The 16,874-nt window shown below is 41.4% G+C and carries 8 protein-coding genes and 1 pseudogene; 2 read left to right on the top strand and 7 right to left on the bottom strand.

Annotated features, from left to right (window positions below):
* Window positions 1-133: 133 nt before the first annotated feature.
* From coaBC to HWQ23_RS12805, 7 genes and pseudogenes are all read right to left on the bottom strand, one after another.
* The gene (gene coaBC, locus HWQ23_RS12775) at window positions 134-1,369 is read right to left on the bottom strand and encodes a bifunctional phosphopantothenoylcysteine decarboxylase/phosphopantothenate--cysteine ligase CoaBC (RefSeq protein ID WP_292828693.1); all 1,236 of its coding nucleotides are present in this window, start codon (window positions 1,367-1,369) and stop codon (window positions 134-136) included.
* A 100-nt stretch (window positions 1,370-1,469) separates the two neighbouring features.
* Window positions 1,470-1,682, bottom strand: coding sequence for a protein IsiD (gene isiD / locus HWQ23_RS12780; RefSeq protein ID WP_190877921.1), 213 nt, complete (start codon window positions 1,680-1,682; stop codon window positions 1,470-1,472).
* A 155-nt stretch (window positions 1,683-1,837) separates the two neighbouring features.
* Window positions 1,838-2,443: an alpha/beta hydrolase gene (locus tag HWQ23_RS12785; RefSeq protein WP_375466453.1), complete on the bottom strand. Its 606-nt coding sequence runs from the start codon at window positions 2,441-2,443 to the stop codon at window positions 1,838-1,840.
* A 140-nt stretch (window positions 2,444-2,583) separates the two neighbouring features.
* Window positions 2,584-5,280: pseudogene (locus HWQ23_RS12790) on the bottom strand (hypothetical protein); the annotation flags it as partial.
* 318 nt (window positions 5,281-5,598) lie between these two features.
* A complete protein-coding gene (locus tag HWQ23_RS12795) occupies window positions 5,599-5,721 on the bottom strand; it encodes a hypothetical protein (RefSeq protein ID WP_292828703.1) in 123 nt (40 codons plus the stop codon).
* 192 nt (window positions 5,722-5,913) lie between these two features.
* The gene (locus HWQ23_RS12800) at window positions 5,914-9,858 is read right to left on the bottom strand and encodes a helicase-related protein (protein WP_292828706.1); all 3,945 of its coding nucleotides are present in this window, start codon (window positions 9,856-9,858) and stop codon (window positions 5,914-5,916) included.
* Window positions 9,858-13,058 carry a hypothetical protein gene (locus tag HWQ23_RS12805; protein WP_292828709.1) on the bottom strand — a complete coding sequence of 1,067 codons (3,201 nt, stop codon included), beginning with the start codon at window positions 13,056-13,058 and terminating at the stop codon, window positions 9,858-9,860. The genes HWQ23_RS12800 and HWQ23_RS12805 overlap by 1 nt, the downstream gene beginning before the upstream one ends.
* A gap of 272 nt (window positions 13,059-13,330) precedes the next feature.
* Between HWQ23_RS12805 and HWQ23_RS12810 the strand changes: the two genes are divergently transcribed.
* Window positions 13,331-14,191: a hypothetical protein gene (locus tag HWQ23_RS12810; protein WP_292828712.1), complete on the top strand. Its 861-nt coding sequence runs from the start codon at window positions 13,331-13,333 to the stop codon at window positions 14,189-14,191.
* A gap of 163 nt (window positions 14,192-14,354) precedes the next feature.
* Complete coding sequence (gene purH / locus HWQ23_RS12815; protein ID WP_292828715.1) at window positions 14,355-15,872, top strand: bifunctional phosphoribosylaminoimidazolecarboxamide formyltransferase/IMP cyclohydrolase; 1,518 nt, start codon at window positions 14,355-14,357, stop codon at window positions 15,870-15,872.
* Window positions 15,873-16,874 lie beyond the last annotated feature (1,002 nt).

The following is a 16,874-nucleotide window of genomic DNA, read 5'->3' on the forward strand; positions in this document are numbered from 1 at the left end:
TATTTTTACATCAATTTACGTTTACACTAAATGATGTAATTTAGAATGTCAATACACCAACAAGACGCAAAGAAAAATTTTTGTGTCTTGGCGCGGTACTAAGGACTGGAGAACTAGGGACTAGAGAACTTGCTCAAAATAGAACAAAATCAAATAATTGATGCGCCATTTCTAATTTAGAACAAGGTGCGATCGCTACCTGATTTCCTTGCCTATCTAAAAATATCGCTTGATTATTATCACTCCCAAAACCACTATCAGGTTGATCGATGGGATTAGCAACAATCATATCCAATTTTTTATTCTGTAATTTTTCTAATGCTGGCTTGATAATATCGCCACTTTGTGCTGCAAAACCAATTAATATCTGATGCGGCTGTTTGAGTTGTGCTAATTGGGCGACTATATCCGGTACAGGTTCCAGGGGTAAAGCTTGGGGGAGCGATCGCTTGGGTAATTTCTCTGTACTATAATCTCGTGGCTTCACATCTGCCACGGCTGCTGACATGACAATTAGATCAGCGTTGGGTAAATATTCCAGCATGACGTTCTGCATTTGCTGGGCACTAATCACAGGAATTGCTTGCACTCCTAATGGTACATCCCAATTAGCTGGGCCATGTACTAGGGTAACGTTTGCTCCTCGGTGAAGTGCCGCTTGAGATAGCGCTAATCCCATTTTACCTGTGGAAGGATTACCAATAAACCTTACTGGGTCAAGAAACTCTCGCGTTCCCCCAGCACTAATTAACACTCGTTTACCGACTAAATCTCGTTTACCTTGAGTGTGTAACAGCGATTGGATGTGAGCCAAAATTTCTGGAGGTTCTGCTAATCTACCAGCACCGATGCGATCGCACGCTAATAAACCTGATGCTGTACTCATTCCATGATATCGGCTATCTGTCAATAGCTGTTGCCAATTTCGCTGCACTGATCGCTGTTCCCACATATCCGTATTCATTGCGGGTGCTAACAGCACAGGACAAGTAGAAGCTAGCACGGTATTTGTGAGTAAATTATCCGCCATCCCGTAGGCTAACTTTGCTAATGTATTAGCTGTCAAAGGAGCAATTACGATCACATCTGCCCATTCACCCAACTCAATGTGTAACGGACGAGAATGAGTTGCTTGCCAAAAATCATCATCTGTGTAGGCACGATGACGAGATAGGGTGGCTATTGTCAGAGGCGTGATAAATTCTTGCGCCGAACGGGTGAGGATGACTCGAACCTCTACCCCAGTTTTAAACAGCGTCGAAACCAATGCACAGATTTTGTAGGCGGCGATACCGCCACCTACACCAATTAGAACCCTGTTCAATTTGGGATTTGGGATTTGGGATTTGGGATTAAGTGCTAATGGCATAATAAGTCTCGGAGCAACCAGGTGATACATTAACCCTGATAATCTTCGATTTTAGCCAGTTGACCCCAATCTAAAATCTAAAATCTAAAATCCAAAATTGTTAGGCTTCATCATAGGGTTCCAAGTCTAAGAGGTAGATATAGGGTTCAACTAACTCTGGACGCTGAAATGCGATCGCTCGCAATAGATGCCAATCATTTAAACCCTCAAAAGCATTGCTATAATTATCCAGTTCCAGACGTGTAGCTAGTTCTTCTACTTCTGCCGCAGTCATGGCAGCAATTTCTTTTTTGGAAATGCTTAGAGTTGTCATAATGCTCGCCCCTCCCTTATGCAGCACTCGCCTTCAGCCTGGGTTAAGTTGCGCTCTTTCGCAGCCACCCAATATATATTACTCATTAGAAGTCATTAATTTCGTGAAAATTGTCAGAATTTGTACCAGAATTTATAAAAAATTCGTAATGCTGACTAGGCAATTGTATTTACAACGAAATTTCGTAGCACCTCTAACGTTTGTTGATGTATTTCATGCCCCATATCAAATTCGTGGTATTCTACCGCCACCCCTAGAGACTTGAGAGTTTCTCGTGCCTTCAAAGCAGCTTGCAGTGGTACAACTTCATCATATCTCCCGTGGGTGATTAAAGTCGGCCCAATCCCGCTTTTACCTGCTGTTATTGCGTCAGGATGTAAATACCCACTCATGACAACTAAACCTGCTAGGGGCAATTTTGAGCCGACATCTAAAGTCATTGCCCCGCCTTGAGAAAATCCGCTTAAAATGGTGCGTGACAAAGGTACGCCAGTGGTACTTTCTAAAGATTTCAAAAAATCTATTAGCAGTTGCCGACTTTCTGCCAATCCTTGATACATATTCTCCACCCGCAGGTCATACCATGCCCTCCCTACAGGCGAATAGGGATAAGGAAAAGGTGCATTGGGTAATACAAACTGGTAATCAGGTAAGTTGAGCAAGGGTAACAAAGATGCTACATCTTCAGCATTAGCGCCCCAACCGTGCAAAGTGACAATTAAGCCTGCGGGGGGTTGAGAAGTTGCTGTGGGAACGGTGATAACTTGTAAAGGCAGAGGTTTACTCCTAAAATTCTACTTTAATTGCATTGAAAAATCGGATGCGAGTTGCTATTTTAGATACCTCGCAATCCGACCATTTCCGATTTTCTCTGCTTAGAGTGATAGAGGGCTAATCACGATTAAACAACCACAAAATTGTTTTTGGTTAGTGACAACCCACTCGAAAGTTGTGCAAATTGTACCTGAGTAAAAGCACTTGCACTGCCATCTTGGTCAAAGAACAATGCACCTGTAACATTATTGTAAATAAATCGCTGAGTGCTAGTGGTTGCAGATGCTCCAATTATAAACTGACTTGTCTTAAGTGAACCTGGTGATAATCCCCCACCAAAACCAGCAACCGATACCCGAATCAGTTCATTAGTCGCGTTGAAGTCATACACTCTATCAATGCCTTCCTTGAAACTATTGAAAGCAAAGGTATCAGTACCAGATTCTCCATAGAGGGTATCATTACCTTTGCCACCTGTGAGGATATCATTGCCAAAATCACCCTTGAGGGTATCATTCCCATTGCTCCCCAGAATATTGTCATCGTACTGTGTACCAATGATATCTAATCGTTCGATATTCTTGTAGCTAACCCCCTTTGTGCCAGCAGTAATTGATCCTTGGTTAGTGGTCGCATTGAAAATCGAAGTGATTCCCTTCCCCTCGCTATCACCGCTATCATGAACGATTAACAAATCGTCACCTTTGCCCCCATCTATTGTGTCATTGCCACGAATAACCTCAACGCTCTCATCTCCAAAGTGCCCGACATAGAAAGTATAGTTTCCTATTATCGTATCGTTGCCATTGCTCCCCACAATATTGTCATCGGACTCTGTACCTGTGATTTCTAATCGTTCGATATTCTTGTAGCTAACCCGATTGCTGCCTGCCGTAATTAAGCCAGTATTAGTGGTAGCATCGAAACTTGAAGTGATTCCCTCGCTACTATTGCTGGCATAGGACAACAAATCGTCACCTTTGCCCCCATCTATGGTATCATTACCACCATATCCACCAAAAAGCGTATCATTGCCATTGTTCCCCACGATATTGTCATCGTACTGTGTATCTCTGATATATAATCGCTCGATATTCTTGTAGCTAACTACTCTCGTGCCCGCCGTAATTAAGCCAGTATTAGTGGTAGCATCAAAACTTGAAGTGATTCCTGCGCTAGGGGAGTTATAGCTATAGGACAACAAATCGTCACCTTTGCCCCCATCTATCGTATCATTGCCACTGCCGCCCGGATCGAGCGTATCATTGCCATTGTTCCCCACGATATTGTCATCGGACTGTGTACCTGTGATATATAATCGCTCTATATTCTTATAGCTAAGGCGATCGCTGCCTGCCGTAATTGAGCCAGTATTAGTAGTAGGATTGAAAGTCGAAGTAATTTTCCCGCTACTAATCCGCTGATCGATGATCAACAAATCGTCACCTTTGCCCCCATCTATCGTATCATTGCCACTAGCCAATCCCCCAAGCGTATCATTGCCGTTGCTCCCCACAATCAAGTCATTGGAGGATGTACCTGTGATCTCTAATCGTTCGATATTTTTGTAGGTAACCCGCTTCGTGCCTAGCGTAATTGAGCCAATGTTAGTAGTAGGATTAAAAGTCGAAGTGATTCCCCCGGTAACATAGTAGGGAATGTGAGTGGTGTCATAGGAGAACAAATCGTCACCTTTTCCTCCATCTATCGTATCTTTGTCACTGTCGTCATGGGAGAAGGTATCATTGCCGTCACCACCATTCAGCAGGTTATTGCCTTTTGAAAAGTTAACAATTAAGTAATCCTCACCAGCGCCACCGTTGAGGGTGTTGTTACCAAAGGAGGAATAGTTGCGGATTTCGTCGCCTGAGGCAGAGAGAGTATCGTTGCCATCGTCTCCAGAGAGCTGCTGATTGCCTCCTAAAGAATCAAAATTTGAAGAACCAACAATCAAGCGATCGTCACCAGTACCACCAAGAAGGGTGTCATTTTCTCTACCACCAAAAAGGGTGTCATTGCCGGCATCACCCGACAACAGATCCCTACCAATACCACCGTAGAGGGAGTCATTCCCTTCACTACCGTAGAGAGTATCATTCCCTTCACCACCGTTAAGACTATCATTCCCTTGACCACCAATGAGAGTATCATTGCCCGTACCACCGCGCAGCAGGTCGTTACCACTCTTGCCATCGATTTTGTCATTACCCCCTTGACCATTCACCACATCATCTGAGTTGTCTAAACCTATAATGTTGTTGTCAAGGTCATTGAGGAAGGTAACAGTGTTCTTGTTGAACAGGTTAGTTTGAATGGAGTTGGCATTAAACACATCAAAACTGTGGGTGATGCTGGTTTGTCCATAAAACAGGATATTGCCAATAGCAGGTCGTGAAGAAGTTGCTGGCAGATTATTCAGGTTTTCTAATTTGAAGTTTTGAAGGATGACTTTTGCAGGGCCCACATTTTCATAAATGGTTTCCGGTTCAAAGGTTATTTCCAGATTGCTGCCGTTCTGAGTAAACAGCAGATTTTTGGCAGTCAAAGAATAGTCTTGGAATTGGATGGTATCTACTTCGGCGATGACTGCTGCTGAGGGAGTTACGCTTTTACCTACGCCACCGAAATCAGTAATAGTATCGATGTTGCTACTAGAGTAGTAATAGTTTAAGCTGTAGACAAATTTATCTTTGCCACCGCCACCAGTCAGAGTATCGTTGTCCTCATTGAAAGCTGAGATAGGAGTATCGTTACCATTAATCGTATCGGCGCTGTTAGTGCCCAATAGGATATCACTCGCGCTGGTTCCAATGATATTTGCCATAACTTTTTCGTACCTGAATCGATTTTTTGAGTAAATTAAGTTCTCAAGTTGCAGCTAGTGCTGTTTGAGCAGACAAAAATTCGCCGAATGTTGACGTTTCGGCATACTTTCATGTCACCCTAGAGGGTTAAAATGGGGTAAGTAATAACTATAGGGATGCGATCGCACATCCGCCAGAGCAGTTATATCATGGTTTTACAAAAGCTCGATAAAAGCTTGAATGCTGTGATTGGAGTGACCAACAGTGAATAGTTGCATAACAGAATACCAATTGCCGATCTAATTATCAATAACATAGTTTTTCCCATCTTTTCCAATTCAAACACCCCCAAGTATCATCTCCACAATATTTTCTCTTCCATCGGCTGTTATCCTTGCTTGCCCAAACTGTTCAATGTCAAAGGAGTTACGGAGAACTTCTCCAGATGCTTTTGTCTCCATGCCACTACCGGATCTCAGAATGATTTCTAAAGGTCTTGAAGTGAACCAAGGCTTATGTAAAACTTGAGATCCTTCGCTTCTAGCCTACTTTTAAGGAATTGATCAATGGCGCGTCTAGCCCTGCTGAGTGTATCTAACAAAACTGGTATAATTGACCTAGCCCGTAGCTTGGTTGAAGAATTCGACTTTGCGCTAAGTAATTCCTAAGCGTACATTAATGTTATCTGCTTCATCTTCAAGCAGGATGGTGTTCAGAAGATTCAATTCACTGGATGCCATAAAGTAGCGATCGCTAAAAACTGTTTCTAATTGTGTAAAAATCCGTCTACCTGCCACAGCTATCCAAGGAAATGTGCGATAGTGAGGTACTACAGGTATGATTAACCCTTGAGGAGTTAGAGAACGTCCTAGCGCACTTCTCCAAGCTTGCGGATCTTCTAATACCTGTTGGCGAGTATCATCTTCTGATTGTTCATTCCAGAAATGGGGATAGTCTAGAGGTAAGCCAATAACTATGTTTTTAGTTTTTAATGTTTGACGCGTGGAAGATTCAATAACAAATCCCTCTTGTTCTCGACTCAATAGTTTATACAGTTCGTTGGCAGGACGTTTGAGTTTTGAGGGAAATTTGAACTTCTTGCTTTCGGCAATTTCTTTTAGCGATCCTAAAAGACGAGTGCTATTTTGTTTAACATCAGCTTTCCATGCTTCAAAGCTAAATATTTCTTCAGTTTGGCGATCGCTCCAATCTTCGATCCAGAAAGGGCCGATACAAGTTAGATTATCCGGTATCTTTAGCTCGTCATTATCTAAAGATGGTAATAATCGACTCGAAATCCTAGAAACAGTTTTGACCAAAGCTTGTAAAGTTTGATAATTTGCATAGGATTTGGCATTTTTTTCTAATGATTGACCTCTCAAGTCAAAATGTTTAAAGATGTTTGCAGTTAACTGCTCGGCTTTTTTCACAATTGCTTTGGCTTCTTGAGGATGACTATCGCTGATGAAAATTTTGGCTTCACGCAAGAAATCTAAGACATCATCAGACATTAAACGCAGCAATTCCTCATCGCCGACAGAGCCAACGGGGACAAATGCAATTCGGTTTTTATTAAGTCCTGCATCACCTTTGATGCGGGTGTGAATTGTAGAGCGCAACATTACCAGCAAAGTCAATAAATCGCTGGACTGACGCAGCCATAGTCTTTTGGGGTCAATATCTTCTCTTTCAATGATGAAATCATTGATTAGCATAACTAAGCGTCTTGCTTTGTTATCTCCAGAAACTTCCATTCCGGTTTCTGGATCTGTATACATTCCTCTACCCCGGTAAATTAATTGCGCGACTTCCATTAAAGCAGCTTCAATATTAAATCGGGGAATTGCAGCTATAATCCAATCTGTTTTCGGGAAAGAAACACCTCTTGCGCCTGAAGAAGTCATGAGAAAAACTCGGACTTCATCTCGTCGTGGCGGCTTGACTAATTTCAATCGCCGATCGGGTGATACACTTTGATCCAAAACCTCCACCTGTTCTCTGTTTACCAGAGCTTCTTTACCAGTGGTTAATTTTTCCTGCAACTGACGTAGAAAAGCTTTATCCTGAGCAAAGAAAATTAACTGTTCTGCTCCCTGTTGTAACCCAGCCTTGATTTCTAAGTAGGCATTTGTTAGCGATTCCTCTTCTGATTTTTCTCGAATTGCTTGTCTAATTGTCTGCTCTGTGCCGTCACTGTTTTGACCTGGTTTAATGGGTGACAGCCTAATACTGTAGTCAATACTGAGTTTACTGGCGGGATAGCTATTTGTCATGACGTGTAGCGTTGGGTGTTTTTTGGGGCCAATTTTTGTACAAGTCCCTGTTACCCGAAACGCTGCTTCACCTCGACTTTGACTTATTAGAATTTTATCAGGAGCGCGATTGCCTGAGTTCAAAAAGCTATCCAACACAACTTCATTGCTGAGTGAGGCATCAGCCAGAATCAGGACAATTTTAAACGGAGATTGATTTGTATCAAACGGTTTAATAAATTGCTGTTCCAACCATTCTGCTAACTTACGGACAAAGGGCGCACCTGCACCATCACCAGCGAGTTCATCTACCATGACAACTATAGTGGGAATCCGCGCTGCAAATGCTGAACGTTCCTTTTTTCCCGGCTTAGTATCAGCTTTTTTTGCAAACAAATTATTGAAGGCATTAACTGTGGTTGATTGATCGTTAAGCGTCCGGTAACCTTGGATAGCAGCAGTCATCACCAGTTGATTAACCTTGGGATTGGCTTCGAGCAATTTTCGGGCTGACTTTGCTATGGTACCCAATACACCAGGACTGTAAAGAGATTCTACGCTGTAATCCCTTTCGTTAAGACGGCGTTTAAATCGAGTCGAGCCGACTATATTGCAATCAATGTCATGTTCTTGTTCTGGATTGAGAAAGAAGATATTGCTATCAGGAAGTGTGAGTTTTTCAATACCATCGACAACAACGGCACTGTCGATACAGCGAGATGGAAAATTGTTTTCCTGAACCTGTTTTGTATACCATTCGGGAGCTGCAACAATCAAATTTTTATTGCTGGTGATGGTTAATATCCCAGTGGGACGATTGTTGTCTCTAGCAAGTTTGTCGGTGACATCTCGATTAATGACAACTCGCGGACTGAGATACAAAAATAAGAAACCTTGAGTCTGCTGCTTGAGAAATTTCATCACAGCAGTTGTTTTACCAATACCTGGATTCCCTTCCAAAGCTAGTACGTTAATTTTACCGACTTGAGCAGCACTTATACCAGCAAATACTGCTGCCTCGTGTACTTGTCGCAGAGGAATTGTTGCCTTATCGGGATTCATTTCATTGACACAATCGGCAATTCGTGCAACAGGGTTGCCTCCAAAGAACTCAAGTAATGCGTCGTTGTCTTCAATAGATGCGATCGCCTCAGCCTTGCTAATTTCACCCATTGGGTTGTAGAAGTCCGTCACATTCTCCTGAAAGAGAAAGTGAGAGTATTGACCTAGAGTTGGGTTTTCAGCTAGATGTTGTGCTTGTTCTTTAAAAGCAGACGGTAGCGATCGCACTAACTTTCTGAACACCAAACGAATTTCTGCATCTAGATCGAGTGGCACATCATCCTCTGAATGTTTAGCCTGGCGATATGCTTGTCCCAATGATTGCATTAACTTGGCTCTAGTATCTGGTTCTGGTTCCACCCCCCAGAATTGAGCAGCAAGACTTTCAATACCATTGGATGTGACAGCGATCGCTCTAGCGTTACAACTTCCTTCTAATCGCTTATGCACGCGCAACAGATGAATCAGGCGATCGGTATATGATGATGCCTGACAGAGCTTAAATAATGGTTTATCTTGACCACTAAATGCTGAAAGAAAGTTTTCCAACCTTTTAGAGAGTGAAAAATCTTCACCCTCGACCTCTGCACAAACTCTAGAGAAAACCCCTCGTGATTCAATGTAACGGGCATAGCGACTAATTTCTTCTCTATGAGGAGCTTCTTTTTGAAAATCTGCAAATTTGAGGGGTGCGTTATACGAAAATTCCAGGCAGATAATTAAATTCTCAATTTTTTTGTGTTTTGGATTTTGTGGCTGAGAGGAGGCAGTTTTCTCATCTTTGGAAGGGCTAAATTCGTTGGACAGCCATAAAATAAAATCGGCTCTGGCTGGTTGTCCACGCTTGACTAAGTTCTCGTCTGGTTTTCCTGGTAGGTTGAAAGCTTCTTGAAATGCTTTTGCTGTCTCTTCTTTTTCTTCATCCCGTTGCATTTGCTGTCCTGGCAATGTCAACGGACACCAAATTGCTTCTAGTTTAGGTTGTCTAATTTGACTGTGGTTGAGACACTCACGCATTGCTGTCCAACCTAAACCATAGCCGAGTACCAGCAGATGACGCAGCATTGTTTCCACCCATTCTTTGTTATTGGGATCTGTTATTTTGAATGCTTTCACTAGTTGCTGGGAGACATCTGCATTTTTGTGAGATTGCCAAGGCTGGAGAACAGGATGATCGTTCAACAGTAAGTTTCTGTGAATCAACTGTTGTAAAACACCGCGTTTAACAGCAATTTCAAATACCTGCCCCCAAATAGAGGCTTGTTGTAGAAGGGATGATTCCATTACTTCCTGTGCAGAACTTGAGAAACGTGGGTAAGTACAGCGCGATAATTAAGGAATACCTGTCCTTTGCGGCGGGTGTGGAGAACTTTCACTTCGCCAGCCCCTTCAACTGTAGTAGGCGCTATCCAACTAAATGGGTCTAGTACTGGGATCAGCTGACCTTTTTGCACACCTCGTTCAGCTTCGAGAAAATGCAAGCCCCGCAGCACATCTAGTAAGCAGTCATGAATAGGAGACTTCCCTTCTGGATTTATCAAATGCAGACGAGCGCGTTCAGTCCAGTTGATATCGCTAACTTTTGCATCCGATAATAGAAAATAGATGCAGAAACCAGATTGTAGGCGCTCTTCTGGTTGAATAGCATAAAGTGTGGCAAAAGTATAAACCGGAATTAAATCACGAAAGTAGTCGGCCCTAACGGAGCGCTGAAAATCTGAATAATCTCCAGCTTGCAAAATTTCAAATGCTGCTTCATTGTATCCGCGATCGCGCAAGCGTGTAGCAGGAAATACATCCCGCACCATTGGGTAAATGTTGATATCAGGAAAAGTTTGAAAGACTTCTTCTAAAAATTCTGTAGGTATTAAAGAAGAATTGTAAGTTGCGGCTCGATTAATGCGGCGATCGCCATAAGCATGAGCTAATAAAATAATGTGCTGACATCCTTTAGCTCTGAGGTGACGAATTTCTTCTTTGACTGAGCGTTGCGTTTTCAGTTGTTCTTGAGAATCAAGCACATCAGACTGCATCTGTTCTCTCTTGAGTTCATAACCTATGAACGGTTCACTAACAGCTGTAGCAATATAACTTTGAGTGAGAAAAAGATAAGCCTTTTCAGCATCATTTAGAGAATTCCCTTCGTTACAGGGACGGCTGGCGTAGGAAATTAAACCAATCTTGGGCGCTGAATGGATATATCGCCTACTGATGCAAAGTTGGAATGCACTCAACAATGCATTAAAAGTACCAGATTTAATAAATTCTTGTGTCTTTTTAGGTTGGTTCGCCAGATTTTCTAGAATAAGTCCCTGCATTCGGATAGGGGTATCTTCACCTAGTATGGCTTCCAAGGTTTGGGCAGCTGCATAAATATAAGCATCGCCGCTCTTGTCCTTATCTTCATCATCTAGTTCTTTTCCTGTTTCTTGCAGTCGCAGCATTAAGGTTGTAAAATCAACCGATTTTTCCTTCTGACCACGTTTTTGCAATCGTGTAATGAGTTTCCACAAACAGCAGTAAACTAGTACAGCAAAGGCGGTAACTGCGGCTGCATGATACTGCTTATTTTCCTCAGAGCCTCTTGTATTGGCTCGCCGCTTTACTGTTTCAACATCGTATTCCACTATGATGGCGGCTGGTAATAACCATTCTGTTTCTGCTTGAGAAGCATTGTTAGAAAGCTCATAAGTCAATTTACCATCTTGTCCCTTTTGCCAAGAACGAGGAACCCAACAAACTTGGAGGAGTTTCTGTGGCAATAAACGCTTTGCCCGTATTTGACTACGTGTGCCTTTAGTTATTAAGTCGTATTCCGAAAGCTCGGCAGTAACCTTAACTGAAAATAGAAGTCCTGATGTTGCTGGTTGCTCACAAATTTCAATATGTTTAAACCATTCAACCTGTTCGCTGGAATTTTCTTGTCGCTCTACAAGCAACTTTCTTACGTCTGGTGTTGCACCTTCTAGCCGATCCCAATTAATGATACTGCTTTTAACACAGATGAATTGTTCTGAGGAGCGATCCTGAGCTTGAAGTATGACTTTTTGGCTCTTGTCGCGCAGTACTTTCGTCAAAGCCTTAGCAATAGATTTCATTGACTGGGAGCGTTCCTGTAATTCGTCTAAAGTCTGGCTAATAGCTTCCTTACCCTGCGATTGAAAATTTGTTCGGAGTTGATTCACCACATCGGTTAGTGATTCTTTAGTTAGCGAGACTTCATCCTGTTTAGGAATGACGACTGCCAAAAAGATGAGTTGAGCTAAACGACGACAAAGTTCCCAAGGTTTTTGTAAGGAAGATTGATCGTCACTGAGTAAATATTTTTTAATTTTCTCAATTCGTACTTCAAAAGCAGGTTTGCCTAATTCTGGGTTGTCTCCATTGACTCGAAAACGATAGCTGACTTCACGCTCAACTTGATTTTCAGTCTTTTTCTCAAAAATTTGAGTTGTCCACTCAGGCCAAACAGCTAGACAATAATAAAAGGTTGCTTTGCTAAGTTCATCGGCCAAGTCGAACTCAGCTGCGCTACCGAAATGAGCCGTTAAATCAAACGTATAGTCTTCTTCTTTAGCAGATTCAACTAAAATGCGTATTCGATTGACATACTCTACTAAAAGTTGGTAATCTGCGTCGTTACTCGATCGAGCATCGTCTGCGATCGTTTCCATAATCCGAAAGCTAATTGTCAATCGGACTCGTGACAATGCTTCGTCGTCTATGAAATTTAAAAAACGCTGGATTTGGCTATCGTATCGATTTTTTTCTTCTTTCAAAGTTGCGATCGATGAATTAACTTCATCTTCATCGTTGCCAAGTTCGTTTTCTAAATATTTTGCGGCAGCACTGCACATTTGCTCAAAATAATCAGTATTTTCAACTCGTTCGCGTGCAGAAATAACTGTCGCCACCGACTTGTTAGCCTTAGTATCTCCAGCTTGAAATGCTATGGGTACGAGGTTGGCAGTATTGGGCATATTTCGGAAAGACGTACCTACTTTTTTGCCAAGTTGTTCGAGTTGCTTCTCAGCGTCATCTAACAGCAATGTTGATAATAAGCCATCGGAAGGCACAGCAGTATTCAGTGCTTGATCAATAGCAGTCATTAATCTGTCTATCGTACTCGGTAACTTTGTAGCATTGCCATCACTCAAACAGCCACCAACGCGTGACCTATTCCCATTTGCTGGCATCGATAAGTTTTGAATAAACCCACCGCCTTGAGCAGGATTAAAAGCTTTTTGAAATTGTTGTGTGAAAAATAGCCGATACATAACGGCTGAAGTACATATTCTCAGACGTTTATTTTGTTTGTCATCAAATTCAAACAGCTGCATCTCTTTGGGATTCAGCCGGTTGGGATTTGCCTGATTACTGCTAGGAGAAATAGCTTGAGCAAGTAGCTCTATGACTGTAGCGAGGTCAATAGACGGCTTAAGCGATCGCGGGTCAACGTTAGCGCCAGTACCTTGTGAAGGCATAATTATTTCCTTTGTAATTTTCAGTATTACGACTGCTTCATCTGTCTGAACTTTACAGTCTCAGCAAATGGACTCTGTATTTTTAATATCTTAAATGTGTCTAATCTGTCAAGATAAATATGTTTTACGTTTCTAATACTTTTTTTAAGATTTTTTACACAAATAATTTTTTACATGATAATGTGTATCTTTGAAAAGTTAAGGGGAAAATTAATGAGTATAAATTTACAAGCAGAACTAATGTAAATTTTAATTTTTTCTAAAAAGCAAAAATGGATAAAAATAATTTTGAAGCATTTACTAACTTACCAGCATTGAAAAAAAATGCTATTCAACTCTGTGGTCAAGAATTTATTGATAGCTTGACTCAAAAAGGTCTATATGCAAAAGATAGTGAATTCTGGGAAGAGGTTAATAAGAAGCTAAATATTTGTGATGATGCTTATGAAATTAAACAGGCTAGAGAACAAGCAGAACGCGAACAACTGTTGTTAGAAAATAAAGCTAAAGAGCAAGCAGAAACACAAAGATTGCTGACAAATAAAAAAGAAATCTTTAGTAAAAACAGAAAAGATTGGAAAATTACTGTTTTTGAACTTCCAGAATCAGATATTTTTGGCAAAAATTTTCTAGCAGAGTGTACTAAAGAACCAGACTTAATAAAAACTACTTGGTTTTACAAGAATCAAGAAGAAGCCTATCGTAAAGCTTGTAATCTTGCAGATGAATTTGAAGTCCAACAAGAAAATTTAAGGATTTTTATGGAGCATTACGCAGTTATGAAACCTTTATATTTAATGATTATATACCTTTCAAGTGGAGGTCAACATAATGAGTACCTTAACAATAGTCGTGAAAACTCTAAAGAAAATTTTACTGGCGTTGACTGTTGGAATGGATTTAATTTTGAGATAATTAATGCTTTAGAGGCAGAAGGATTATTAGAACTATCAACAACTAAAAAAACTCTGACAATGAATAAAAAAGCTATGAAAGCGGCAAGAGAGATTTTACAAAAAATCAATATTGATGGAGTAGACAAGCTACTAGAACAACGCGAATATCATGAAGAATATATTAATTATAAGAGTCAATTAGATATTATGGAAGAGCAAGAAGAAGAGGAGGAATAGATGTCGCACTGGCAGAATGCCTGCCATCTGTAGCAGTCTTAATTGATAAAAGTGATGGCTAGATGATAATTAACGCTATTATTCCTCATGGTCTTGAAGTAAACCAAGGCTTATGCAAAACTTGAGATCCTTCGCTTCTAGCCTACTTTTAAGGAATTGATCAATGGCGCGTCTAGCCCTGCTGAGTGTATCTAATAAAACTGGTATAATTGACCTAGCCCGTAGCTTGGTTGAAGAATTCGACTTTGATTTAATCAGCAGTGGGGGAACAGCCCAAGCCCTCAAAGATGCGGGACTCCCTGTTACGAAGGTTGCAGATTATACAGGTTCACCAGAAATTTTAGGTGGTCGAGTCAAAACCCTACATCCCCGAATTCATGGCGGGATTTTGGCGCGGCGAGATGTTCCCGAAGATATTACAGATTTAGAAAATAACCAAATTCGCGCGATTGATTTAGTAGTGGTGAATCTATATCCTTTCGAGGAAACGATCGCTAAACCAGGGGTGACATTATTAGAAGCGGTTGAACAAATTGATATCGGTGGCCCTGCTATGTTAAGGGCATCATCGAAAAACTTCGCCCATCTGGCTGTATTATGCGATCCAGCACAGTATGACGAGTATTTACAAGAATTGCGCCAAAATAACGGCGAAGCATCCCTAGAGTTTCGCCAAAAGGCGGCATTAAAAGGATTTTCACATACTGCTAGCTATGATCAAGCGATCGCATCTTACCTTGCAGGAACACAACAGTACACCCTTAGCGGTACACAATTGCAATCTCTGCGTTACGGCGAGAACCCCCATCAACCCGCCATCTGGTATCAAACTGGTACTACGCCAACGGGATGGACAGCCGCGACAAAACTACAAGGCAAAGAACTTAGTTACAATAACTTAGTTGATTTAGAAGCCGCACGCCGAATTATTGCTGAATTCACTGATACGCCAGCAGCAACGATTATCAAACATACAAATCCCTGTGGTACGGCATTGGGAAGCAGTATTTCCGAAGCGTATCAAAAAGCTTTCAATGCTGACTCTACTTCTGCCTTTGGTGGAATTGTCGCACTCAACCGCCCAATTGATGCGGCTACAGCTAGCGAGTTAACTAAAACATTTTTAGAATGTGTGGTTGCACCAAGTTGTGATCCAGAAGCTCAAGAAATTCTAGCCAAAAAATCCAACGTGCGGGTTTTGACTCTACCAGATTTGAGCAGTGGCCCTAAAGATACAGTGAAAGCGATCGCAGGTGGTTTTCTTGTCCAAGCTAGCGATGACGTGATTGCTGATAGCAGTCAATGGCAAATAGTCAGCGGTCAACCCACACCCGACGAATTAGCCGAATTGCTGTTTGCTTGGAAAGTTTGCAAACATGTTAAATCTAATGCGATTGTTGTGACGAGCGATCGCACTACACTAGGAGTAGGTGCTGGTCAAATGAACCGCGTCGGCTCAGTTAAAATTGCCCTAGAACAAGCTGGAGATAAAGCCAAAGGCGCAACTCTCGCCAGCGATGGATTCTTCCCCTTCGATGATTCTGTGAAAACAGCCGCAGCAGCAGGAATTACAGCCATTGTCCAACCAGGGGGAAGTTTGCGCGATAAAGATTCTATCATTGCTGCTAACGAACTCGGTTTAGTTATGGTCTTAACTGGTGTACGTCATTTTTTACACTAAATTATTGACCGTGAGGTGTGCAGTTTAGAAAGTGTCACATAATTTACTTGCTTTCTGATAGAAGTAGTGATATGTTTTAGTCGTGTGTGAGGAGCAAGTTAAAAATTAAAAGCGCCTGGGGTGGAAACACGGCAACACTCCCAAGCGCTTTTTAATTTGTCAGAAATTGGATTGCTTGTACAGTTTTGAAAGTGTCACAGAATTTACTTGCCCTTTGATAGAAGTAGTGATATTGTTTATTTGTGTGTGAGGAGCAAGTTGAGAATAAGAAATGTCTGGGGTGGAAACACGGCAACACTCCCAGGCATTTTTTAATTTGCACAGAGAAATTGGATTCCTTGCCATACTAGTTACAAAAATTTTGGCAATAAAAAAATCGGCTGTAGGAGCGTACAAATGTACATCGGTGTCAATCTAATTCATAATTAATAATTACTAATTCATAATTGCAAGACGCTCTCTACGAGACGCTACGCTATCAAAAGTTGGCTCTGAACCCACCACCGATTGTAGACCACGCTCATTCAAAAATTTCATTGTTGGCTCCCAAGCCATAAAATTTATGAATTATGAATTAAGTAGAGCGGTGTGAATAATTCAAGGTTTGTAGTGAGGGCTTCAGCCATCATTTGAGGACTAAAGTCCTCACTACGAACTAATCTCAAGATTTTTTACATTACTTAATCTAGTTTGATTTATTCTCACCGACTTACTTATGAATTAATAATTATTTGGTCAACTTAAGCAAAAAGTAGCTTAACTGAAGGCTTGACTTACCCGCCTGGAACTAAAGTTCTTTGGCTTTTAGCTAAAGTCTACTGAAGTAGACTAAAGATTATTGGGTATATTTCAGTCATATGAAGATGACTTGAGCTATTAGCAAGGAACTAAAGTTCCTTGCGGGACATGGCTTTTACGTTAAGTTGACACCAATGACAAATGTATGCGCCTATCAACGTGTTTGTACCAGAAATTGCTTAAATTGGCGGTGCAGTTTTGAAA

The sequence above is a fragment of the Nostoc sp. JL33 genome (assembly GCF_017114985.1).
Taxonomy (GTDB): Bacteria; Cyanobacteriota; Cyanobacteriia; order Cyanobacteriales; family Nostocaceae; genus Nostoc.